Origin of the sequence: Streptomyces broussonetiae, assembly GCF_009796285.1 — a bacterium.
Taxonomy (GTDB): domain Bacteria; phylum Actinomycetota; class Actinomycetes; order Streptomycetales; family Streptomycetaceae; genus Streptomyces; species Streptomyces broussonetiae.
Genome location: NZ_CP047020.1, coordinates 5,645,476 through 5,668,065 on the forward strand (window position 1 = coordinate 5,645,476; position 22,590 = coordinate 5,668,065).

General features: G+C 72.7%; 23 protein-coding genes. 16 read left to right on the forward strand and 7 right to left on the reverse strand.

The window, feature by feature from the left end:
- Positions 1-6: 6 nt before the first annotated feature.
- Both GQF42_RS26245 and coaA read right to left on the reverse strand, forming a co-directional pair.
- Positions 7-936: a DUF389 domain-containing protein gene (locus GQF42_RS26245; RefSeq protein ID WP_158923794.1), complete on the reverse strand. Its 930-nt coding sequence runs from the start codon at positions 934-936 to the stop codon at positions 7-9.
- A 24-nt stretch (positions 937-960) separates the two neighbouring features.
- Positions 961-1,944 (reverse strand): type I pantothenate kinase, encoded by a 984-nt coding sequence (gene coaA, locus GQF42_RS26250; RefSeq protein ID WP_158923796.1) that lies wholly within the window; start codon positions 1,942-1,944, stop codon positions 961-963.
- Positions 1,945-2,112: 168 nt separating this feature from the next.
- Here coaA and glmS point away from each other — a divergent pair, with 168 nt between their 5' ends.
- The gene (glmS, locus tag GQF42_RS26255) at positions 2,113-3,960 is read left to right on the forward strand and encodes a glutamine--fructose-6-phosphate transaminase (isomerizing) (protein ID WP_158923798.1); all 1,848 of its coding nucleotides are present in this window, start codon (positions 2,113-2,115) and stop codon (positions 3,958-3,960) included.
- A 51-nt stretch (positions 3,961-4,011) separates the two neighbouring features.
- On the opposite strand, the gene GQF42_RS26260 is transcribed toward glmS, so the two are convergent.
- On the reverse strand, positions 4,012-4,368 hold the full coding sequence (locus GQF42_RS26260) for a hypothetical protein (protein WP_158923800.1): 357 nt from the start codon (positions 4,366-4,368) through the stop codon (positions 4,012-4,014).
- Between the two features lie 118 nt (positions 4,369-4,486).
- The gene (locus tag GQF42_RS26265; RefSeq protein WP_158923802.1) at positions 4,487-5,266 is read right to left on the reverse strand and encodes an SDR family NAD(P)-dependent oxidoreductase; all 780 of its coding nucleotides are present in this window, start codon (positions 5,264-5,266) and stop codon (positions 4,487-4,489) included.
- A 70-nt stretch (positions 5,267-5,336) separates the two neighbouring features.
- Here GQF42_RS26265 and GQF42_RS26270 point away from each other — a divergent pair, with 70 nt between their 5' ends.
- From GQF42_RS26270 to GQF42_RS26300, 7 genes are all read left to right on the forward strand, one after another.
- Positions 5,337-5,708, forward strand: a complete 372-nt coding sequence (locus GQF42_RS26270; protein WP_158923804.1) for a holo-ACP synthase — start codon at positions 5,337-5,339, stop codon at positions 5,706-5,708.
- A 53-nt stretch (positions 5,709-5,761) separates the two neighbouring features.
- Positions 5,762-7,201 carry an NAD(P)H-hydrate dehydratase gene (locus GQF42_RS26275; RefSeq protein ID WP_158923806.1) on the forward strand — a complete coding sequence of 480 codons (1,440 nt, stop codon included), beginning with the start codon at positions 5,762-5,764 and terminating at the stop codon, positions 7,199-7,201.
- A gap of 640 nt (positions 7,202-7,841) precedes the next feature.
- Complete coding sequence (locus GQF42_RS26280; protein ID WP_375993824.1) at positions 7,842-8,720, forward strand: L,D-transpeptidase family protein; 879 nt, start codon at positions 7,842-7,844, stop codon at positions 8,718-8,720.
- A 46-nt stretch (positions 8,721-8,766) separates the two neighbouring features.
- The gene (alr, locus tag GQF42_RS26285; protein WP_158923808.1) at positions 8,767-9,936 is read left to right on the forward strand and encodes an alanine racemase; all 1,170 of its coding nucleotides are present in this window, start codon (positions 8,767-8,769) and stop codon (positions 9,934-9,936) included.
- A 135-nt stretch (positions 9,937-10,071) separates the two neighbouring features.
- A complete protein-coding gene (locus GQF42_RS26290) occupies positions 10,072-11,337 on the forward strand; it encodes an alpha/beta fold hydrolase (RefSeq protein ID WP_158923810.1) in 1,266 nt (421 codons plus the stop codon).
- Positions 11,294-11,815 (forward strand): tRNA (adenosine(37)-N6)-threonylcarbamoyltransferase complex ATPase subunit type 1 TsaE, encoded by a 522-nt coding sequence (gene tsaE, locus GQF42_RS26295; RefSeq protein ID WP_158923812.1) that lies wholly within the window; start codon positions 11,294-11,296, stop codon positions 11,813-11,815. The genes GQF42_RS26290 and tsaE overlap by 44 nt, the downstream gene beginning before the upstream one ends.
- 156 nt (positions 11,816-11,971) lie before the next feature.
- Positions 11,972-12,196 (forward strand): hypothetical protein, encoded by a 225-nt coding sequence (locus GQF42_RS26300; protein WP_158923814.1) that lies wholly within the window; start codon positions 11,972-11,974, stop codon positions 12,194-12,196.
- Here GQF42_RS26300 and GQF42_RS26305 read toward each other — a convergent pair.
- Positions 12,193-12,753: a hypothetical protein gene (locus tag GQF42_RS26305; protein WP_158923817.1), complete on the reverse strand. Its 561-nt coding sequence runs from the start codon at positions 12,751-12,753 to the stop codon at positions 12,193-12,195. The two genes, GQF42_RS26300 and GQF42_RS26305, sit on opposite strands and share 4 nt — an antisense overlap.
- Before the next feature lie 113 nt (positions 12,754-12,866).
- Between GQF42_RS26305 and tsaB the strand changes: the two genes are divergently transcribed.
- The 4 genes from tsaB to GQF42_RS26325 are packed head-to-tail and all read left to right on the forward strand — an operon-like array spanning position 12,867 to position 15,430.
- Positions 12,867-13,523, forward strand: a complete 657-nt coding sequence (gene tsaB / locus GQF42_RS26310; protein ID WP_158923819.1) for a tRNA (adenosine(37)-N6)-threonylcarbamoyltransferase complex dimerization subunit type 1 TsaB — start codon at positions 12,867-12,869, stop codon at positions 13,521-13,523.
- Positions 13,524-13,540: 17 nt separating this feature from the next.
- A complete protein-coding gene (gene rimI / locus GQF42_RS26315) occupies positions 13,541-14,095 on the forward strand; it encodes a ribosomal protein S18-alanine N-acetyltransferase (protein WP_158930609.1) in 555 nt (184 codons plus the stop codon).
- Positions 14,088-15,176: a tRNA (adenosine(37)-N6)-threonylcarbamoyltransferase complex transferase subunit TsaD gene (tsaD, locus tag GQF42_RS26320; protein WP_158923821.1), complete on the forward strand. Its 1,089-nt coding sequence runs from the start codon at positions 14,088-14,090 to the stop codon at positions 15,174-15,176. Before rimI ends, tsaD begins: the two co-directional genes overlap by 8 nt.
- Positions 15,173-15,430 carry a hypothetical protein gene (locus GQF42_RS26325; protein ID WP_158923823.1) on the forward strand — a complete coding sequence of 86 codons (258 nt, stop codon included), beginning with the start codon at positions 15,173-15,175 and terminating at the stop codon, positions 15,428-15,430. The genes tsaD and GQF42_RS26325 overlap by 4 nt, the downstream gene beginning before the upstream one ends.
- A 226-nt stretch (positions 15,431-15,656) precedes the next feature.
- Here the strand turns inward: GQF42_RS26325 and GQF42_RS26330 are convergent, their stop codons facing one another.
- The gene (locus tag GQF42_RS26330; protein WP_233273467.1) at positions 15,657-16,523 is read right to left on the reverse strand and encodes a COG4705 family protein; all 867 of its coding nucleotides are present in this window, start codon (positions 16,521-16,523) and stop codon (positions 15,657-15,659) included.
- A 577-nt stretch (positions 16,524-17,100) separates the two neighbouring features.
- On the opposite strand from GQF42_RS26330, the gene GQF42_RS26340 reads away from it, so the two are divergent.
- From GQF42_RS26340 to GQF42_RS26355, 4 genes are all read left to right on the forward strand, one after another.
- The gene (locus tag GQF42_RS26340; RefSeq protein ID WP_158923825.1) at positions 17,101-18,147 is read left to right on the forward strand and encodes a LacI family DNA-binding transcriptional regulator; all 1,047 of its coding nucleotides are present in this window, start codon (positions 17,101-17,103) and stop codon (positions 18,145-18,147) included.
- Positions 18,148-18,453: 306 nt separating this feature from the next.
- Positions 18,454-19,497, forward strand: a complete 1,044-nt coding sequence (locus GQF42_RS26345; protein ID WP_199272802.1) for an LCP family protein — start codon at positions 18,454-18,456, stop codon at positions 19,495-19,497.
- 123 nt (positions 19,498-19,620) lie between these two features.
- Positions 19,621-19,977: a YciI family protein gene (locus tag GQF42_RS26350; protein ID WP_158923827.1), complete on the forward strand. Its 357-nt coding sequence runs from the start codon at positions 19,621-19,623 to the stop codon at positions 19,975-19,977.
- A 45-nt stretch (positions 19,978-20,022) separates the two neighbouring features.
- Positions 20,023-21,324 (forward strand): RNA polymerase sigma factor, encoded by a 1,302-nt coding sequence (locus GQF42_RS26355; RefSeq protein WP_158923828.1) that lies wholly within the window; start codon positions 20,023-20,025, stop codon positions 21,322-21,324.
- A 100-nt stretch (positions 21,325-21,424) separates the two neighbouring features.
- Here GQF42_RS26355 and GQF42_RS26360 read toward each other — a convergent pair whose 3' ends face one another.
- Positions 21,425-22,588, reverse strand: a complete 1,164-nt coding sequence (locus GQF42_RS26360; protein ID WP_233273468.1) for a class I SAM-dependent methyltransferase — start codon at positions 22,586-22,588, stop codon at positions 21,425-21,427.
- Positions 22,589-22,590 lie beyond the last annotated feature (2 nt).

Genomic DNA, 22,590 nt, shown 5'->3' on the forward strand with positions numbered 1-22,590 from the left:
GGCCTCTCAGGCCCGTTGCCGGTGGCGCCTCCAGAAGTACTTCTGGGCCAGCAGGGTGAGTGTCCCCGCCAGGACGATTCCCAGCAGGTTCAGCAGGAGCTGGAGCGTCGAGCCCGAGGCCTGGCGGTACTCGGTGTAGCCGAAGGCCACGGCCGCGTTGGCGGCGGCCGGGACCGTGGTGACCGAGATCGCCACGCCTACCAGGGCACCGGACTTCGCTGAGGTCAGCGAGAGGGTGCCCGCGATGCCGGCGAGGACCGCGACGACGAAGGAGAAGGCGTCGGGGCGGTAGATGAAGTTGGTGCTGGGCCGCTCCGCCGCCAGTTGCACCCTGCTGAACAGGCCGACGGCGTCCATGAAGCAGGTGAAGCCGACCGTCACCAGCAGGGCCGCCGCGAAGCCCACCAGGAGTGCGGTCAGCGAGCGCAGCGCGAGCCGGGGGCGCCGCTGGACCAGGGCTGTGCTGAAGCCGGCCAGCGGTCCGAACTCGGGTCCGACGGCCATCGCGCCGACGATCAGGATCGCGTTGTCCAGCACCACACCGCAGGCCGCGATCATGGTGGCGATGGTGAGGAAGGCGACGTAGGTGACCGACAGGGTCGACTCCTCGTGGGTGGCCTCCTCCAGCTGCTCCCACACCACCGCGTCCGCGCCCTCGCCCGGTGTCTCCTCCTCGGCCCGGTCGGCGTGCCGGGACAGGGACAGATCGAGGGTCTCGGCGGCGATGGAGCCGGTGTCGTCCAGCCCCAACTGCCGTAGCGAGCCGATCAGTTCGTCTGCCGCCTCGCGTGCCACGTCACACAGCACGACATCGCCGGACGGGGCGCGGGCGGCCCCGGGCAGCACGACGAGATGGGTGGCGCCGGCGGTGTCCCCGATCAGCCGCACCACCTCGTCCGTCGTGCCGGGCGGGGTGATCAGGCGCAGGTGCAGCATGCGCCCATCCAACAGCGTGCGCCGCTACAGCTTGCGCAGCCGCAGCCGTTGCACCTTGTGGTCCGGGCCCTTGCGGACCACCAGCGCGGCCCGGCCGCGGGTGGGGGCGATGTTCTCGACCAGATTGGGCTTGTTGATCGTGCGCCACAGGGTGCGGGCGTAGTCGAGGGCCTCGTCCTCGGAGACCTGGGTGTACTTGCGGAAGTACGAGTCCGGGTCCTGGAACGCCGTCTGGCGCAGCTTCTTGAAGCGGTTGAGGTACCAGCGCTCGATGTCCTCGGCGCTCGCGTCGACGTACACACTGAAGTCGAAGTAGTCCGCGAGGCCGACCCGGGTGCGGCCGTCCTTGCCGGGCAGGGCGGGCTGGAGGACGTTGAGGCCCTCGACGATCAGGATGTCGGGGCGGCGGACGGTGAGCCGCTGGTCGGGGACGATGTCGTAGATCAGGTGGGAGTAGACGGGGGCGGTGACCTCGTCCTTGCCCGCCTTGATGTCGGCCACGAAGCGGGTCAGTGCCCGGCGGTCGTAGGACTCGGGGAAGCCCTTGCGCGACATCAGGCCGCGGTCCTCCAGCTCCCGGGTGGGCAGCAGGAAGCCGTCCGTGGTGACCAGCTCGACCCGTGGGTGCTCCGGCCAGCGGGAGAGCAAGGCCTGCAGGAGGCGGGCGACCGTGGACTTGCCCACGGCCACCGAGCCGGCGACGCCTATGACGAACGGGGTGCCGGACTGGGAGCCCTGCTCGCCGAGGAAGGTGTTCAGCGCGCCGCGCAGGCCGTCCGTGGCGCCGACGTAGAGGTTGAGGAGCCGGGAGAGCGGGAGGTAGATGTCGCGCACCTCGTCGAGGTCGATGACATCGCCCAGACCGCGCAGCTTCTCCACCTCCGCGGCGGTGAGCGGCAGCGGCGTCTTCTCGCGCAGCGCGCTCCACTCGGCACGGGTGAGGTCGACGTAGGGAGTCGCCTCCGGCCTGTGCCGGTGGACGCTCCTGGGGGAGACCGGTGAGATCACATTCCATTGTTAACGGAGTTTGAACTCGACGGTGGGTGGGGTCCGTCACGCGCACGGTCACCCCATCGCAAAAGGACCCTCCTAAGACCTTCGTACGACGGTGGGAATTTCCGATTTCGGGCAGGCGGAGGCCTGTTCGTGCCGTTCTTGAGTCGTAGGCTGCGGCGCATGTGCGGAATCGTGGGATACGTAGGGGCGCAGTCGGCGCTCGATGTCGTGATGGCCGGACTCAAGCGGCTGGAGTACCGGGGCTACGACTCGGGGGGCGTCGCGGTGCTCGCGGACGGCGGGCTGGCCGCCGCGAAGAAGGCCGGCAAACTGGTCAGCCTGGAGAAGGAGCTGGTCGAGCGGCCGCTGCCGACGGGTACGACGGGCATCGGCCACACCCGCTGGGCCACCCACGGCGGACCGACCGACGGCAACGCCCACCCGCACCTCGACAACGCGGGCCGCGTCGCCGTCGTGCACAACGGCATCATCGAGAACTTCGCCGTCCTGCGCGCCGAACTGGCCGAGCGCGGCCATGAGCTGACCTCCGAGACGGACACCGAGGTGGTCGCCCATCTGCTCGCCGAGGAGTTCTCCTCCTGCGCGGACCTCGCGGAGGCGATGCGGCTGGTGTGCCGGCGGCTGGAGGGAGCGTTCACGCTGGTCGCGGTGCACGCCGACGAGCCGGACGTGGTCGTGGGCGCGCGCCGGAACTCGCCGCTCGTGGTGGGGGTCGGCGAGGGCGAGGCGTTCCTGGCCTCCGACGTCGCCGCGTTCATCGCCCACACCCGCTCCGCGGTCGAGCTGGGCCAGGACCAGGTGGTCGAGCTGCGCCGGGACGGCGTCACGGTCACCGGCTTCGACGGCCGGCCGGCCCAGGTCCGCAGCTACCACGTGGACTGGGACGCCTCCGCCGCCGAGAAGGGCGGCTACGACTACTTCATGCTCAAGGAGATCGCCGAACAGCCCAAGGCGGTCGCCGACACGCTGCTCGGCCGGATCGACCCGTCCGGCTCCCTCACCCTGGACGAGGTCCGGATCTCCCCGTCCGAGCTGCGCGAGGTCGACAAGGTCGTGATCGTCGCGTGCGGTACCGCCTTCCACGCCGGTCTGATCGCCAAGTACGCCATCGAGCACTGGACGCGCATCCCGTGCGAGGTGGAGCTGGCCAGTGAGTTCCGCTACCGGGACCCGATCCTGGACAGCCGTTCCCTGGTCATCGCCATCTCCCAGTCCGGTGAGACCATGGACACCCTGATGGCGCTGCGGCACGCCCGTGAGCAGGGCTCCAAGGTGCTGGCCATCTGCAACACCAACGGCTCGACGATCCCGCGCGAGTCGGACGCGGTGCTGTACACGCACGCCGGGCCGGAGGTCGCCGTCGCCTCCACCAAGTGCTTCCTGACCCAGCTGGTGGCCTGCTACCTGGTGGCGCTGTACCTGGGCCAGGTGCGCGGCACCAAGTGGGGCGACGAGATCCAGGCCGTGATCAAGGACCTCTCACGGATCTCCGAGGAGGTCGAGCGGGTCCTGGAGACGATGGAGCCGGTGCGGGCGCTCGCACGGACACTGGCCTCGAAGGACACGGTGCTGTTCCTGGGCCGGCACGTGGGCTACCCGGTCGCCCTGGAAGGTGCCCTGAAGCTCAAGGAACTCGCCTACATGCACGCCGAGGGCTTCGCGGCGGGCGAGCTGAAGCACGGGCCGATCGCGCTGATCGAGGAGGACGTGCCGGTGGTCGTGGTCGTCCCGTCCTCGCGCGGTCGCTCGGTCCTGCACGACAAGATCGTCTCCAACATCCAGGAGATCCGGGCCCGCGGGGCGCGCACGATCGTGATCGCGGAGGAGGGCGACGAGGCGGTCGTGCCGTACGCCGACCACCTGATCCGCATCCCGGCCACCCCGACCCTGCTCCAGCCGCTGGTCGCGACCGTGCCGCTGCAGGTCTTCGCCTGTGAGCTGGCCACCGCGCGGGGCAACGAGGTGGACCAGCCCCGCAACCTGGCGAAGTCGGTCACGGTGGAGTGAGAAGGAGGAAGGGGTGGACGCCGGCTGCCGTTCGCCTCTCGCCGGGTGGGGCTACGACCACTTGATGCAGGTCGCGGGGACCCAGCCGGTCTTCTTGTCGCCGCCGTAGAGCCATGTGTTGCTCGTCGACTTGCCGCAGGCCTTGTACGAGCCGCCCTTGCAGGCCTTGCCGTCGTCGCAGGGAGCGCCCTTCTTGCCCCTGGCCCAGATGCCGACGGCGGTGGCGGTCGTCCTCGGCGAGGTACGGACGTTGACCGTCTCCTTGGCCGGGACGTTGACGATCGGCTTGCAGCGGTTCTGCGGCGGGTTGGCCGCGGCGGCGGTGCCGGCAGTGGCGACGACGCCGGTCAGGGCCGTACCGACGAGGGCCACGGTGGTCAGCGCGCTGCCCAGGGACTTCAACTTCAAGACCTGGTCCTCCCGTTGTGTGCGATGGCGTTCCGTGGGAGCACGGAACGCCGGTCGCGAGGGACCACTCAAGGCCGGGACTTGCGACGATCTTGGGGTGCCCGGGGCCTTTCTCTGCTCAGTGGACCGAGAGGCCGCCGTCCACGAAGATCGACTGGCCGGTGACATAGGCGGAGGCGCGGCTCGCCAGGAACACGGCCGCGCCCTCGAAGTCCTCGGCGAGGCCGTTGCGGCCGGTCATCGTGCGCGCGGCCAGGGCGGCCACCTTCTCGGGGTCGCGGGAGATCCGCTCGTTCAGCGGGGTCATCACAAAGCCGGGCACCAGCGTGTTGGCGGTGACGCCGTACGGCGACCAGGCCTCGGCCTGTGAGCGGGCCAGCGACTCCAGCCCGCCCTTGGAGACGCCGTAGGCACCACTGTGCACAAAGGCGCGATGGGCCTGCTGGGAGGAGACGTGGATGATCCGGCCGAAGCCGCGCTCCGCCATGCCGGGCCCGAACCGCTGCCCCAGCAGGAAGGGTGCCTGGAGGTTCACGGCCATGGTGGTGTCCCACACGTCCTCGTCCAGCTCGCCCATCGGCGGCCTGAGGTTGATCCCGGCGGAGTTGACGAGGATGTCGGGCTCCCCGAAGACACCGGCCGCCTCCTCGGCCGCGGCACGCACCCCGGCACGGGTGGTCACATCGCCCGCGACCCAGGCCGCCCGGGCGCCCGCTGCCGTCAACTCGTCGACGGTCTTGGCCAGTTGCCCGGCGCCGCGGGCCACTACCACCACACGGGCGCCGGCCCGCGCCAGTGCGCCGGCGATGGCCCGGCCGATGCCGGAACTGCCTCCCGTCACCAGGGCGGTACGGCCGTCCAGCGCGAACAGGTCGGAGAGATAGGTCCTGGGCGTCATGATCGGAGCGTAGACGGACACCCCCGGCCCCACAGGAGGAATTCCGTTGCGCGACCGTAGGCTGCCCGGCATGACCATCATCGGAGTGGGGATCGACGTCGCCGAGATCGACCGGTTCCGGGCGTCGCTGGAGCGCACCCCCGGGCTGGCCGACCGGTTGTTCGTGGCGTCGGAGCTGTTGCTGCCCGGCGGGGAGCGGCGGGGTATCGCCTCGCTCGCGGCCCGGTTCGCGGCCAAGGAGGCGCTGGCGAAGGCGCTGGGGGCGCCGCCCGGACTGCACTGGACCGATGCCGAGGTGTATGTCGAGGACAGCGGGCGGCCCCGGCTGCGGGTGCAGGGGACGGTGGCCGCACGGGCGGCGGAACTGGGCGTGCGGTCCTGGCATGTGTCGTTGAGTCACGACGCCGGTGTCGCCTCCGCCGTGGTGGTCGCCGAGGGGTGAGGCCGGTGAGGCCCGGGTGTGACGGACGGGGGTGGCGGGGCAGACTCGGTGCCATGCGTACTGCGTACAGCGTGGAGACGGTAAGGGCGGCCGAACGGGCCCTCATGGCACGGCTGCCGGAGGGCGCGCTGATGCAGCGGGCCGCCGCGGGACTGGCCGCTGCCTGCGCGGAACTGCTCGGGCGGGTGTACGGCAGCCGGGTGGTGCTGCTCGTCGGCAGCGGGGACAACGGCGGTGACGCGCTGTACGCGGGGGCGCGGCTGGCCCGGCGGGGGGCCGGCGTCACGGCCGTGACGCTCGCGCCCGAGCGGGCGCACGCCGGGGGACTGGCCGCGCTGCGGCGGGCGGGCGGCACGGTGGCTTCTGCTTCTGCTTCTGCCTCTGCCGAGGCGCTGATCGAGCGGGCCGATCTCGTCGTGGACGGGATCGTCGGGATCGGCGGGAAGGGCGGGTTGCGCCCCGAGGCCGCGGCCCTGGCCGAGGCGGCCGAGTGCTCCCGTGCCGCCGTGGTGGCCGTGGATCTGCCCAGCGGGGTCGAGGCCGACAGCGGGGAGGTGCGCGGGGCCGCCGTCCGCGCCGACCTCACCGTCACCTTCGGCGCCTACAAGCCCGGGCTGCTGATCGATCCGGCGCGCGAGTACGCCGGGGTCGTACGGCTGGTCGGCATCGGGCTGGAGCTGCCCGGCGAGGGCGAGCTGGAGGCCCTGCAACACGCCGACGTGGCGCGGCTGCTGCCGGTGCCGGGCGCGGAGAGCGACAAGTACCGGCGCGGGGTGGTCGGCATCGCGGCCGGCTCCGCGCGCTACCCGGGGGCCGCGGTACTCGCCGTCTCCGGGGCGCTGCGGGGCGGCGCGGGGGCCGTGCGGTACGTCGGTCCGGCCGCGGACGCGGTCATCGCCCGCTTCCCGGAGACGCTCGTGTCCGACCGGGGTCCGGCGAAGGCGGGGCGGGTGCAGGCCTGGGTGGTCGGGCCGGGGGCCGGGGACGACGCGGCGAGTGTGGTCGAGGTGCTCGGGACCGAGGTGCCGGTGCTGCTCGACGCGGACGGGCTGCGGCTGGCCGAGCGGGACGTGGTACGGGGGCGTACGGCGCCGACGCTGATGACCCCTCATGCGGGCGAGGCGGCGGCGCTGCTGGGGGTACGGCGTGAGGAGGTCGAGGCAGCACGGCTGGCCGCGGTGCGGGAACTGGCGGCGGTGTACCGGGCGACGGTGCTGCTGAAGGGTTCCACGACGCTGGTGGCCGATGCCGGGGGCGGTGCGGTTCGGGTGAACGCCACGGGGACGTCCTGGCTGGCCACGGCGGGCAGCGGCGACGTGTTGTCCGGCCTCGCCGGGTCGCTGCTGGCGGCGGGGCTTTCGGCACTGGACGCGGGGAGCGTGGCGGCGTATCTGCACGGTCTCGCCGGGCGGTTCGCGGCGGACGGGGCGCCGGCGGGGGCGCATGACATCGCGGCGCGGATTCCGGAGGCGTGGCGGGACGTGCGGGACTGAGGCGAGCCGGGGGCGGGGCGGGGGCGGGTTCTTCGGCCGGGCAGGTGCCCGACGGGCCGTACCCGGCTCCACCCCTCGGGTGACCCCTCCCGCGCGGCACCGCTGATCCCGCGGAGCCGCGCGTTTGGCTGACCGCATGATCAGCAGACGAATCGCGTCCCGGGGTGTCGCGGCGCTGCTCGCCGCAGCCACCGCCCTCCCGACGGCAGAAACCGCCGTGGCCGCCGCGCCGTCCGCCCCCACCACCACGGTTTCCGCCCACGCACCTGGTTCTGCCTCGGCACCTGGGTCCGTCCTCGCGCGCGGTTCTTCCTTCGCGTCCGGTGCTGCCTCCGCGCCTGGTTCTGCCCCCGCGCCCGGCCTCGCCTCAGCATCTGGCTCTGCCCCGGCATCCGGGTCTGTCCCGGCGCGCGGTTCCGCCTCCGCGCCCGGTTCTGCCCCGGCATCCGGTGTTGGCCCCGCGCCCGGCCGCGCATCCGCATCCGGGCCCGCCCCCTCGTCCGAGCCCACCTCGGCATCCGTGTTCGGACTCGCGTCCGAGCCCGTTCCGGCATCCGTGTTCGAGCCCGCCCCGGCATCCGTGTTCGGCCCCGTATCCGAGTCCGTCTCGGTACCCGCGCTCGGCTCCGCATCCGGCCCCGTGCTGGGTCTCGCGTCCGAGCCCGCCCCGGCATCCGCGCCCGGCCGCGCGCCCGCTCCCGTATCCGGCCCTGCCCCCGGCCCCGCCCCCGTGCCCGGCCCCGCGCCCGAGTTGGTGCCGGGTGCTGCCCCCGGGGACGGGCAGTTCTGGGAGGCCGGCACTCCCGACCAGGCGCTGCCGCCGACGGTGTACACGCCGCCCCTGCGCGAGGACCGTATCGAGCCGAAGAAGGCGTCGGCGGGGGCGTACGACCTCATCGAGTACGTGCCGCTCGCCGACGCCGCCGCCAAGGTGGCGTGCAGCAAGCGGACCGGGCCGTACCAGCGGCAGGTGGAGCGCTGGCTGAAGCTGCGCGTGGACGGCAAGCAGTCCGCCGCCGACTGCAGGGCCGTCCGCGCCTTCCAGCTCAGGCACGGGATCAAGCCCGCGAGCGGGTTCGCCGGGCCGGTCACCTGGTCGACGATGATGCTGGTCTCGGCCAGAAGGAATCCGAACGCGGCGAGGAAGTGCCCCGTCCGGTCGTACACCGTCGCCTGTGTCGATCTGGACCGGCAGCTCACCTGGGTGCAGAAGGGCTCCAAGGTGGTCTTCGGGCCGGTGCCGATGCGCAGCGGACGCAGGGGGCACCCCACCCGCAAGGGCTGGCACACCATCTACTGGCGGCACAAGAACCATGTGTCCACCCTGTACAACCAGCCCATGCCGTACGCCCAGTTCTTCGACGGCGGCGAGGCCTTCCACGCCGTGTACGGCACCATCTACACCACCGTCGGCTCCTACGGCTGCGTCAATCTGAGGCTCGGCGACGCGCGCACGCTGTGGAACGTGCTCAAGAAGGGCGACCATGTCTACGTGTGGGGGCGGCGGCCCGGTACCTGAGACTGCGAAAGGGGCCCGCGCGGCCCTCTGAGACACTGGGGGCGCCATGAGTGAGACAGCAGCTGAGCCGACCGCCCCCCTGCGCGCCCGTGCCGAAATCGATCTGGGCGCCCTGCGCGCCAATGTGCGGGCCCTGCGCGCCCGGACGCCGGGCGCGGCCCTGATGGCCGTCGTCAAGTCCGACGGGTACGGCCACGGGGCGGTGCCGTGTGCCCGCGCGGCTCTCGCGGCGGGCGCGACCTGGCTCGGCACGGCCACGCCCGAGGAGGCCCTGGCGCTGCGCGCGGCCGGGCTGCCGGGCCCGATCCTGTGCTGGCTGTGGGTGCCCGGCGGGCCCTGGCGGCAGGCGATCGAGGCCGGCATCGACGTGTCCCTGAGCGGGATGTGGGCCCTGCGGGAGGCCGTGGCGGCGGCCCGCGCGGCCGGGCGGCCCGCGCGCGTGCAGCTCAAGGCCGACACCGGGCTCGGCCGCAACGGCTGCCAGCCCGGCCCCGACTGGGCGGAACTGGTCGGCGAGGCCCTGCGGGCCGAGGCCGAGGGGCTGGTGCGGGTCACCGGCCTGTGGTCGCACTTCGCCTGCGCCGACGAGCCCGGGCATCCGTCCATCACCGCCCAGCTCGACCGCTTCCGCGAGATGCTGGCGTACGCCGAGGAGCAGGGCGTGCGCCCCGAGGTGCGGCACATCGCCAACTCGCCCGCCGCGCTCACCCTTCCCGAGACCCACTTCGACCTCGTCCGCACGGGCATCGCCCTGTACGGCATCTCGCCGAGCCCGGAACTGGGCACGCCGGCCGACTTCGGACTGCGCCCGGTGATGACGCTCAGCGCCTCGCTGGCCCTGGTCAAACACGTCCCGGGCGGACACGGCGTCTCCTACGGCCACCACTACGTCACGCCCGGCGAGACGACTCTCGGCCTGGTGCCCGTGGGGTACGCGGACGGCATCCCGCGACACGCCTCCGGCGCCGGCCCGGTGCTGGTCGACGGCAAGTGGCGTACCGTCGCCGGGCGGGTCGCCATGGACCAGTTCGTGGTGGACCTCGGCGGGGACGAGCCCGCGGTGGGCAGCGAGGCCGTGCTGTTCGGGCCCGGCGACCGCGGCGAGCCCACCGCCGAGGACTGGGCGCAGGCCTGCGGCACGATCGCGTACGAAATCGTCACGCGCATCGGAACCCGGGTTCCCCGCGTCTATGTGAACGGGGAAGAAATCGGGTAACCGGTCCGGGAGCGGCTCCACGGGCGGTGCGCCGACCTCGGCGCACGGCAGCGCTCCAGCACCACACGAGCATTCTTCGGTTCCATCCCTTTCACCCACCCGGACGAACTGCAGTACGGCGAAAAGGAGCGGTACGTGAGCGAGAGCAGTGCGGAGGCCGCGGCGGACATCGTCGCCTCGGCGGCCGCCGCCTCCGCTGCAGCGGCCGGCGGCTGGCGCCGGGCGACCGGCATCGCCGGTGCCGCGATAGGTGTCCTCGCCGCGGGCGCGGCGGCCGGCGTGGCCGTCGAGCGGATGACGGTGGGGCGCGGCATGCGCCGCAAGGCGCGGCTGGCCCTGGACTCCGCGGGACCCTACGGCACCCTGCGCGGCACCCCGGGCAGGGCGATCACCGACGACGGCACGGAGCTGTACTACGAGGTCGACGAGGTCGAGCCCGACACCGGCCCGAATCTCTCCCCGCGCCGGCGCCGGCTCTTCGGCCGCAAGGCCCCCGCCCCGGTCACCGTCGTCTTCAGCCACGGCTACTGCCTCAACCAGGACTCCTGGCACTTCCAGCGCGCGGCCCTGCGCGGGGTCGTACGGACCGTGCACTGGGACCAGCGCAGCCACGGGCGGTCCGGGCGGGGTGTGGCCCAGGCCCGGGACCGGGTGCCGGTCACGATCGACCAGATCGGCCGGGATCTGAAGGCCGTGCTCGACGCCGCCGTGCCCGAGGGGCCGATCGTGCTGGTCGGGCACTCGATGGGCGGGATGACGATGATGGCGCTCGCCGCCCAGTACCCGGAGCTGATCCGGGACCGGGTCGTCGCCACCGCCTTCATCGGCACCTCCTCCGGGCGGCTCGGGGAGGTCGACTTCGGGCTGCCGCTCGCCGGGGTCAACGCGGTGCGCCGGATCCTGCCGGGCGTGCTCAAGGCGCTCGGGCAGCAGGCGGAGCTGGTGGAGAAGGGGCGCCGGGCCACCGCCGATCTGTTCGCGGGGATCATCAAGCGGTACTCGTTCGCCGGGCGGGACGTCGACCCGGCCGTCGAGCGGTTCGCGGAGCGGATGATCGAGTCCACGCCGATCGACGTGGTCGCCGAGTTCTACCCGGCCTTCACCGACCACGACAAGACCGGGGCGCTCGTCTCGTTCCGGGAGATGCCCGTACTGGTGCTGGCCGGCGTCCAGGATCTGATCACGCCCAGCGAGCACAGCGAGGTCATCGGCGACCTGCTGCCCGACGCCGAGCTGGTGCTCGTGCCGGACGCCGGGCACCTCGTGATGCTCGAGCGCCCGGAGGTGGTCACGGACCGCCTCGCGGATCTGCTCACCCGCGCGGGCGCGGTGCCGGCAGGAGCTACGGTTAGTGGCTATGGAACGACCGGCAGCACCAGCAGTACCGCAGGACCCCGCTGAGACCCGGCTGACGATCACCTCTCCCGAGCAGATGCGCGAGCTGGGCCGCCACCTGGCCAAGCTGCTGCGCGCGGGCGACCTCGTGATGCTCAGCGGCGAGCTGGGCGCGGGCAAGACCACGCTGACCCGCGGGCTCGGCGAGGGCCTGGGCGTGCGGGGCGCGGTCACCTCGCCGACCTTCGTGATCGCCCGGGTGCACCCCTCCCTCGGCGACGGCCCGCCCCTGGTCCACGTCGACGCCTACCGGCTCGGCGGCGGTCTGGACGAGATGGAGGACCTGGACCTCGACGTCTCGCTCTCCGACTCGGTGATCGTCGTGGAGTGGGGCGAGGGCAAGGTCGAGGAGCTGACCGAGGACCGGCTCCAGGTCGTCATCCACCGCGCCGTCGGCGACACCACCGACGAGGTACGGCACGTCACGCTGGCCGGGCTGGGGGAGCGCTGGGCGGAAGCCGGCCTGGAGACGCTGACCGCCTGACCGGCACCGGCGGTCCGGGACCGCCCGACCGGCATCAGGATTCCGACAGGCCGTCGGGAACATGTTGCGCAGGGCGTCCCGGGCGTGGTCACATGGTATCCAGCCCGTGGTTAGGTGTGCCTAACCACGCCCGCCCCCGCACCTCAGGAGGCGTCCATGACCGCACCCAGCCCCACCGGGGTCTCCATGCGCGACCTGCTGGCGTCGTGCGCGGCGGCGGACGCGATCTCGAGACCGCCGGGCCCCGAGGAGCGCCCCGAAGCGGCGCGGGGACCCGCCGTACCCCCGGCTGCCGCCGCGTGTGCGCGAGCGGACACGACGGGCCCGCAGCCGAACGACGGGCCTGCCACGGCGCCCCCCACGCCGCGTGCTGCCGCCTAGCGGATCACCACGACCGGCAGCCCGATCGTCCCGAACCTCCACATCGCGTCCCCGTCCGCCCGGCTCTCCCGGATGCCCCCGGTCCTCATGCCCGGGTCGACCGGGGTGTGTGCGTTCTCGGTCAGCGCGGCGCTGAATCCGACCGCCAGTCCGTCGACGCTGGTGAACCGCACGACATGCTCGACCGGTGTCCCGTCGGTGCCGGTGACGGCGCTCGAGCGGGAGGTGACCCAGTACGAGCCGGGCAGCGGGTCGATGGTGCCCGGGGTCACCCTGAAGGTGCGCTCCACCTGGTTCGAAGCGCTGACCAGCCAGACCCGGTCGTCGTCCAGCGAGTACACGATCCGTTCACCCGCGCCGGAGCCGCTCGGCAGGGCCGTCGGATGGCGGCTGTCCCGGGGCGCCTTGCTGGCGGTGACCGAGGGAGACGCGCTCACCCCGGGCGCGCCGGGCCCACCCGCCGGTGTACTCACCCGGGCCTGGTAGGCGAGGAAGCCTACGGCGCCGACGGCCACCACGGTGAGGCCGACCACGATTCCCGAGCTGGTCCGTGCCACGTGCGCCCACCTCTGCTTCGTGCGATATGTCGTACTTCGTACAGACCGTAGCAGTCGGTGACCGTCCGACCCGGACGGCGATGCGCGAGGCGCGGGCGCCGTAGGCTGTTCGCGTGCTCTTGCTCGCTCTGGATACCGCAACACCCGCCGTCACCGTCGCGCTGCACGACGGCACGGACGTCATCGCCTCGTCGAGCCAGGTGGACGCGCGCCGGCACGGAGAGCTGCTGCTGCCGGCCGTCGACCGGGTTCTCGCCGAGGCCGGGCTCACGCTGGCCGAGGTCACCGGCATCGTCGTCGGCGTCGGGCCCGGTCCCTACACCGGCCTGCGCGTCGGCCTGATGACCGCGGACACCTTCGGTCTGGCACTCGGCGTCCCGGTGCACGGCGTGTGCACGCTGGACGGCCTCGCCTACGCCGCCGACATCGAGAAGGGCCCCTTCGTCGTGGCGACCGACGCCCGGCGCAAGGAGGTCTACTGGGCGACGTACGCCGACTCGAGAACCCGGCTGACCGGCCCGGCCGTGGACCGCCCGGCGGACATCGCCGAGCAGGTCGCGGGCCTTCCGGCCGTCGGCGCGGGCGCGCTGCTCTACCCGGACACGTTCCCGCAGGTCCACGAGCCCGAGCACGTCACGGCCGCCGCCCTCGCCGCGCTGGCCGTGGAGAGACTGGCCGCCGGCGAGGAGCTGCCGGCGGCCCGGCCGCTGTACCTGCGCCGTCCGGATGCCCAGGTACCCAAGAACTACAAGGTGGTCACACCGAAGTGACCGTACGACTGCGCGAGATGCGCTGGTGGGACATCGACCAGGTCCTGGAGCTGGAGAAGAACCTGTTCCCCGAGGACACCTGGTCCCGGGGCATGTTCTGGTCCGAGCTGGCCCACGCCCGGGGCGCGGGGGCCACCCGCCGCTACCTCGTGGCCCAGGACGAGTCGGACGAGACCGGAGGGGCCGCCGAGGCCGGTGGGACCGGTGAGACCAGAGGGACCGGCCGGATCGTCGGGTACGCGGGCCTCGCCTCCTCCGGCGACCAGGCCGACGTCCAGACCATCGCCGTCGCCCGCGGCCTCCAGGGCACCGGCCTCGGCGGCCGGCTGCTGGCCGAGCTGCTGCGTGCGGCGACCGCGTTCGAGTGCCACGAGGTGCTGCTCGAGTGCCGGGTCGACAACGTCGCCGCCCAGAAGCTGTACGAGCGCTTCGGCTTCGAGCCCATCGGCTTCCGGCGCGGCTACTACCAGCCGGGCAACGTGGACGCCCTGGTCATGCGCCTGACCACAGCATCCGACAGCGGCTCCGCCGCGGGTTCCGCATCAGAACAAGGAACAGAGAACAATGGCTGACGAACCCCTCGTCCTCGGCATCGAGACCTCCTGCGACGAGACCGGCGTCGGCATCGTCCGCGGCACCACCCTGCTGGCGGACGTCGTCGCCTCCAGCGTCGACGAACACGCCCGCTTCGGCGGCGTCGTGCCCGAGGTCGCCTCCCGCGCGCACCTGGAGGCGATGGTCCCCACCATCGACCGGGCGCTGAAGGAGGCGGGCATCACCGCCAAGGACCTCGACGGCATCGCCGTCACCGCCGGCCCCGGTCTCGCGGGCGCGCTGCTCGTCGGCGTCTCCGCGGCCAAGGCGTACGCCTACGCCCTCGGCAAGCCCCTGTACGGCGTCAACCACCTCGCCTCGCACATCTGCGTCGACCAGCTCGAGCACGGCCCGCTGCCCGAGCCGACGATGGCTCTGCTGGTCTCCGGCGGCCACTCCTCGCTGCTGCTGTCCGAGGACATCACCTCCGACGTCCGCCCAATGGGCTCGACCATCGACGACGCGGCCGGCGAGGCCTTCGACAAGATCGCCCGGGTGCTGAACCTGGGCTTCCCCGGCGGCCCGGTCATCGACCGGTACGCGCGCGAGGGCGACCCCGGGGCCATCGCCTTCCCGCGCGGCCTGACCGGCCCGCGCGACCCCGCCTACGACTTCTCCTTCTCCGGTCTCAAGACGGCCGTGGCCCGCTGGATCGAGGCCCGGCGCGCGGCCGGCGAGGAGGTCCCGGTCCGTGATGTGGCCGCCTCCTTCCAGGAAGCCGTCGTGGACGTCCTCACCCGCAAGGCCGTGCGGGCCTGCAAGGACGAGGGCGTCGACCACCTGATGATCGGCGGCGGAGTCGCGGCCAACTCCCGGCTGCGCGCCCTCGCCCAGGAGCGCTGCGAGGCGGCCGGTATCCGGCTGCGCGTTCCGCGCCCCAAGCTGTGCACGGACAACGGCGCGATGGTGGCCGCGCTGGGCGCCGAGATGGTCGCCCGCAACCGCTCGGCCTCCAGCTGGGACCTGTCGGCCGACTCCTCGCTGCCGGTGACCGACCCGCATGTGCCCGGCACCCACGACCACGTGCACGAGGTCAGCAAGGAGAACCTGTACCGGTGACCGTCGCGCTGATGTGGGAGGCCCGGGCCGTGGCCGGCCGGGGTGCGCAGCTGCTCGCCTGGGTGCGGGAACAGGCCCTCGCCGACGAACCGTTGCGCCGGGAGACCCTGCGTGCGCCGCAGGACCGGGTACTGGTCATCACCTGGTGGGACGCGCCGTACGACGCCGAGCTTCCCGAACTGCCGGAGCCGGAACCGGAGTTGGCGACCCGGGCCGTGCACCGCTGGCGGTTCGAGGCGGTGGCCGAGGGCTGAGGTTGAAGTGTCCGGCCGGACTGCGCTATGATCACCACACAGCGAACGGCCGGAACACCGGAAACGGAACGACGGCTCGAGCGCAGTGCGTTGGTGGTCCAAGGAAAGACGTCCCGCTTCCTGCGGGGAGATGCAGGTGCAAGGCCTGCCCGGCGCTCCACACGAAACCCTCCCCGGTTCTCCGGGGAGGGTTTCGCCGTTGTCGGGCAGTTGTCGGCCCTCGCCGTTACCGGTGACCGGCCCGCTGCGGCTGGACCGCCGTCGCCTCGGCGCCCGTGAACTGCGCGGTCATGGACCGCCGTTCCCTGAGGTGCGCGTACGCCATCAGGCCGAACAGCACCGTGAGCAGCACCGCCGAGGAACCGATCGTCCCCAGGTCCAGGCCGCCCTTGGCGGTCGGCTTGGTCAGGAAGTCGCCGGCCGTGGCGCCCAGCGGGCGGGTCAGCACGAACGCGATCCAGAAGAGGAGCACGTTCGGCACGGCCGGGACCTTCATCAGGGCGACCAGCACGAGCAGCACACCGGTCACCAGGGCGGCGCCGCCCAGATAGCCGAGGCCCGAGCTGTCGGAGAGGAAGTCGCCCATCGAGGTGCCGAGGGTGTTGGAGACCAGGATCGCCGACCAGAACAGGGCCTCGCCCCGGAAGGTGACGATCTCGGTGATCCGGAAGGTCATCCCGCTCAGCTTCCAGCCGAGGAAGATCAGCAGCAGGAGGGAGACCAGGATCGCGGCGCCCTCCGGGTAGCCGAGGCCCAGGCCCTGCGGGCCCCAGCCCAGCGACGTCGCGCCGTTCGAGAGGTATGCGGCGCTCGCGTCCCGGTTCATGAAGTCGGACGTGGTGGTGCCGGCCATCGAGGTCGACAGGATCACCGTCCAGTAGAAGAACGGGTTGTAGCGCCGCGAGCGCAGCTGGATCACCAGCGTCACCACGAAGACGCCGAACAGGGCGATCGTGGTGAGGAAGTAGCCGAGCCTGAGCGTCTGGGCGAACAGGTCGCCCGCGGTCTCGCCCAGGGTCGTCGCCGCGATCTTCATGATCCAGAAGGCGAGGGTGACCTCGGGCAGCTTCTTCATGACGGATTTCGTCGTCAAGGGTGCTCCTGTGGGGGGATCAGGTGGCGCCCGACCCTGCCAGGAGCACCCTGAACACATCCTGAACACGCGCCGCACAGGGCTTGCTTTTTGCCGGTGTTTCGCGCTGAGGGCTCAATGCGGCTGTTCGAACACCTCGCAGCGCAGCCGCCGCTCCGTACCCACCACGCGCACCGGTCCGGACAGTTCGAGCCGGGCCGTGTGCCGTACCTCCGCGCTCGACACCCCCAGCCGCAGCTCCAGCGCGGGTCGGGTCCAGGCTGCCGACCTCGCCGGCCAGGCCCGGCCGGGTCTGGAGACAGGTCCAGGGCCGGCCGCCGGGCAGGCGCGGGACGCTCACCGGGAGCCGGCCGGAGGGGTTCACCCGGCCGGACAGGACCCCCGCCACCGCCGGACCGCCCCGTGGCGGCGCCCACCCACACGCCGTACAGCTGGGCGGCCTTCTCCTCCAGGGTCATCCGGGTGAGGAGGTCGGCCCACCCGCAACGAAAGTTTCGTAGAATATTCCGAATGTTCCGGGAACCCATGGCCCACATGAGACTTCGTCAAGAGGTCCGGCGGGGATACGATCGCGGACATGAGACCTTCGAAGTCCGCAGAAACCCAGACGGCGACCCTTGCCGAAATCGCCCGTGAGGCCGGGGTGTCCGCTCCGACTGTTTCGAAGGTCCTCAACGGCCGCGCCGATGTCGCCCCGGCGACCCGCACCCGGGTCGAGGAGCTGCTGCGCGCCTACGGCTACCGGCGCCGGCGCGCCGAGGCGTCCCGCTCACCCCTGATCGACCTGGTCTTCCACGAGCTGGAGAGCGCCTGGGCGATGGAGGTCATCCGGGGCGTGGAGAACGTGGCCCGGGACGCCGGGCTGAGCGTCGTGCTGTCGGAGTCGGCCGGGCGGCTCACCCCGGGCCGGACCTGGGCCGACCAGGTCGCCGCGCGTCGCCCGCACGGGGTGGTGCTGGTGCTGTCCGGGCTCGACGAGTCCCAGCGGGCGCTGCTGACCAGCCGGGCCATCCCGTTCGTGGTGATGGACCCGGCCGGCGACCCGGGCCCGGACGTGCCCTCCATCGGCGCCACCAACTGGCAGGGCGGCCTGGCCGCCACCCGCCACCTGGTCGAACTCGGCCACACCCGGATCGGCGCGATCAGCGGCCCGTCCCGGATGATGTGCGCCCGTGCCCGGGTGGACGGCTACCGGGCCGCGCTGGAGACGGCCGGCCTGCCCGTCGACCCCTCGCTGATCGTGGGCGGCGACTTCCACCACGACGCCGGATACCGCCTCGGCCTGGGGCTGCTCGGCCGCGACGACCGGCCCACCGCCGTCTTCGCGGGCAACGACCTGCAGGCGCTCGGCCTGTACGAGGCCGCCCGCGAGCTGGGCCTGCGCATCCCGGAGGACCTCAGCGTGGTCGGCTTCGACGATCTGCCGGTGGCCCGCTGGGTGGGCCCGCCGCTGACCACCGTGCGCCAGCCGCTGACCGAGATGGCCGAGGCGGCGGCCCGGCTGGTGCTGGAGCTGGGGCGCGAGCAGGAGGAGCGGGCGGCGACCCGGGTGGAACTGGCGACGAGTCTGGTGGTGCGCAGCAGCACGGGCGCGCCTCGGGCGGTTCGGCGGCGCGTGTCCTGACGGGTTCGTGGGCCACCCCCGCACTGCTCCTGAGCCAGTCGGTCATGCGACCGAGGCTTTCGGACGGTTCTCCGTCGGACCTCTGGGAACAGCAGCCGGTCCTCCGTCCAGCAGATCACCCGGGCGCCAACGCCTCCTGCAACGGCGCGGTGGCGGACGGCGGTTCGGTGACGTCCGGTTTCAACGCGTCCTGGAGGGGCGGCAATCCGGCACCCACGGTGACGCCGGGATGAGAATTTCCGAAGAAAGCCGACTCGCGCGGCTTCTGCTAACAGTCCCCTAATAATTCGGACTTACGTTCCTGCCGTGACGCGACACGAGGAGCACGGCGAAGCGGGCATACGGGTGGGCCGGCGGTCGAGAGCGCCGAGGACCGTCGGCCTCACCCTGGCGGGGGCCCTGTTGCTGGGCGTGGCCACCGCGGGCTGGACGTACTGGCACCTGAACCACAACATCAGGAGCGTCGACATCGACAGCGCGCTCGGCAACGACCGCCCCGTCAGGGCGATGATCACCCCGTCCGCGTCGGCCCCCCCGCTGCCCAGCGGCTCCCTGAACATCCTGGTCCTCGGCTCCGACTCGCGCAGCGGCAGGGCCAACCAGGAGCTGGGCGGCGGCGACAGCTCCGGCGCCCGCTCGGACACCGCGATGGTCGTGCACATCGACGCGGGCCGGACCCGGGCCACCGTGGTCAGCATCCCGCGCGACACCCTCGTCACCCGCCCGTCCTGCCCGCTGTCCTCGGGCCGGTCCACGGCGGTGGCGTACGGCGCGATGTTCAACACGGCCAACGAGCTGGGCGGGCCGGTGTGCGCCGTGAAGACCGTCGAGTCGATCACCGGCGTCCGTATGGACCACTTCGTCGAGATCGACTTCTCCGGCTTCGCCAGGCTGGTGGACGCGCTCGGCGGGGTCACCGTCACCACCGGCCAGGACATCCACGACAACGACAGCCACCTCGACCTGAGCGCCGGCACCCACCACCTCGACGGCAAGCAGGCCCTGGCCCTCGCCCGCACCCGGCACGGCATAGGCGACGGCAGCGACCTCGGCCGCATAGGCCTCCAGCAGAAGCTCGTGAAGGCCCTGCTGGAGCAGATGGCCGACACCAGTCTGCTGACCGACCCGGCCAAGCTGTACCGGGTCGCCGACGCGGCCACCGCCAGCCTCACCACCGACACCGGCCTGAACTCGCTGGGCGCACTGACGGGGCTCGGCCAGAGCCTCAAGGGCCTGACGGCCGACCGGGTGACGACGGTGATGATGCCGGTCGTCACCGCCCCCTCCGACCCCAACCGGGTGATCGCGAAGGAGCCGGCGGCGGACGAACTGTGGGCGTCACTGCGCTGAGGAGACCCGCGCCGGGAAAACCGCGGAAGTTTTTTCCGGGGGCGTGTCGATCCCGGGTCTCCCCGCTCGACGCATGGGTGAGTGGCGGGGACGGACCCCACCACCCGGACCCGAGGAGTCACCATGCCCCGTTACCTGTCGATCGTGCACATCGACGAGTCCACCGCTCCCGCCCAGGGCCCCAGCGAGGAGCTGATGCGGCGGATGGGCGAGCTGATCGAGGAGGTCACCAAGGCGGGCGTGATGCTCGAGACCGCCGGGCTGACCCCCGCCGCCCAGGGCACCACGGTGCGCTGGCAGGGCGGGAACCTGTCCGTCACCGACGGGCCGTTCACCGAGTCCAAGGAGGTCATCGGCGGCTACGCGATCATGCAGTGCAAGGACAAGGCCGAGGCCATCGAGTGGTCCAAGCGGTTCGTGAAGGTGCACGAGGACTACTGGACCGTCTCGTGCGAGGTGCGGGAGATCGCCGAGGCCTGAGTGTTCGCTGGCCCCCCGGCGACAAGGGGTGTTGCATGGTGGGCTGTGGAACCACAGCCCACCCCGGCACGGCCCGACTCCCCGGACTGCGCCGCGGCACACGCCATCGAGACCGTCTTCCGGCTGGAGTCACCCCGCGTCGTCGCAGGCGTCGCCCGGATCGTCCGGGACGTCGGCATCGCCGAGGAGCTGACCCAGGACGCGCTGGTCGCGGCCCTGGAGCGGTGGTCCCGCGACGGCGTGCCCGACAACCCGGGCGCCTGGCTCATGGCCACCGCCCGGCACCGGGCCGTCGACCTGATCCGGCGCCGCGAGACCTACGCCCGCAAGCTCGCCGAGATCGGCCGGGACCTCGAGACCATCGCCCCGCCCGAGGAACCGGCCGACCCGGAGGACATCGACGACGACCTGCTCCGGCTCGTCTTCACCACCTGCCACCCGGTGCTGTCCCCGCAGGCCCGCACCGCGCTCACCCTGCGCCTCGTCGGCGGCCTGAGCACGGCCGAGATCGCCCGCGCCTACCTGGTCCCGGAGCCGACGGTCGCCCAGCGCATCGTGCGCGCCAAGCGGACCCTCGCCACGCGGAACGTGGCCTTCGAGGTGCCGTACGGCCCCGACCGGGAGGCCCGCCTGGGCTCCGTGCTGGACGTCATCTACCTGATCTTCAACGAGGGGTACGCGGCCACCGCCGGCGACGACCTGCTGCGTCCCGGGCTGGTCGAGGACGCGCTGCGCCTCGCGCGTGTGCTGTCCGCGCTGATGCCCAAGGAGCCCGAGGTGCACGGCCTGACCGCGCTGCTGGAGTTCCAGGCGTCCCGGACCGCCGCCCGTACCGCGTCCGACGGCACCCCGGTCCTGCTGGAGCGGCAGAACCGCCGCCGCTGGAACCGGCGGCTCATCGCCCGCGGCATCCGGGCCCTGGACCGCGCCGGAGCCACGGCCCCGGGCGCGCCCGGCCCGTACGCCCTCCAGGCCGCCATCGCCGCGTGCCACGCGCACGCGTACCGCTACGAGGACACCGACTGGCGCACCATCGCCACCCTGTACGGCCTGCTGGCGGTCGCCGCCCCGTCCCCGGTCGTCGAGCTGAACCGTGCGGTCGCCGTGGCGATGGCCGACGGCCCGGCCGAGGGACTGAGGCTGGTCGACGCCCTGGCCGCCGAGCCCGTCCTGCGCGACTACCACCTGCTGCCCAGCGTCCGCGGCGATCTGCTGGCCCGGCTCGGGCGCGTGGCGGAGGCCCGCGAGGAGTTCGTCCGGGCGGCGGGGCTCGCGCGCAACGAGCAGGAACGGGAGCTGCTGCTGCGCCGGGCGGCGGACCCTTCCTCTCCGGGCCGGTCCTCCTGACGCAGGCGGCGCCCAGGCCCTGTCGTCGCCTTCCCGTCCGCCCCGCACCAGACGCCGTGACGCCGCCCTTCGGGCGACGACGGGAAGGTGACGACAGGACCTAGAGGGGCTGTCCCACGAGCATGGTCGGCGCCCCGGCCACCCGGGTCAGGAACACCGTCGCGCAGTGGGGCCCCTGCGGCTTCACCTTCTTGCGCAGCTCCTCCGGCTCGACCGCCGACCCGCGCTTCTTCACGGTCAGCGTGCCGACCTCCCGCTCCCGCAGCAGGGCCTTCAACTTCTTGACGTTGAAGGGGAGCTGGTCGGTGATCTCGTAGGCGGAGGCGTAGCCGGTGGGGCGTGGCTCGTCGGCGGTGACGTACGCGATGGTGGGGTCGATCAGCCCGCCGTCCAGGTCCTCGGCCACCTCGGCGACCAGATGGGCCCGGATCACGGCGCCGTCGGGCTCGTACAGATACCGTCCGACCGGCCGCACCCGGGGATCGGGCAGGCCCCGGCCGAGCAGGGTGCGCGGGCCGGGCAGCAGCGTGGCCCGTACGGCGCCCGGCGCGCCGGTCCCGAACCACAGCACCGCCTCCTTCACGTCCCCGCCGTCGGAGATCCACTCGGCCTCGGCCTCGGCGGGGACCGCCTCGTGCGGGATGCCGGGGGCGATCTTCAGGGCGGCGCGGGCTGCCGTACGGGCCGCGCCGACGGCCCAGGACAGCGGCGGTGAGTACGCCTCGGGATCGAAGATCCTGCCGCGGCCCCCTCTCCTCGCCGGGTCCACGAACACCGCGTCGTACCCGGCGGTGTCCACCTCCGTGACGTCGGCCTCCCGCACCTCGATCAGCTCGTCCAGCCCCAGGGCCTCGGCGTTCGCGCGGGCCACGGCAGCCGTCAGCGGATCCCGGTCCACGGCGAGCACCCGGATCCCCGCCCGGGCCAGCGCGATCGCGTCCCCGCCGATCCCGCAGCACAGGTCCGCGACGGAGGTCACGCCCAGCTCCTTGAAGCGCTCGGCGCGGTAGGCGGCCACGGTGGTCCGCGTCGACTGCTCGACCCCGTTCGGCGTGAAGAACATCCGCTCCGCGTCCGTCGCCGCGAACTTCGCCGCCGCCCGCTGCCGCAGCCGGGCCTGGCCGAGCGCGGCCGACACCAGTTCGGCCGGGTGGTCGCGGCGCAGCCGGGTGGCGACGGCGAGTTCGTCCGCCGGGGCGGTGCCGCGGACCTCGTCGAGGAGGGCACGGCCTTCGGAGGTGAGGAGCAGAGCGAGGTCGTTCACCG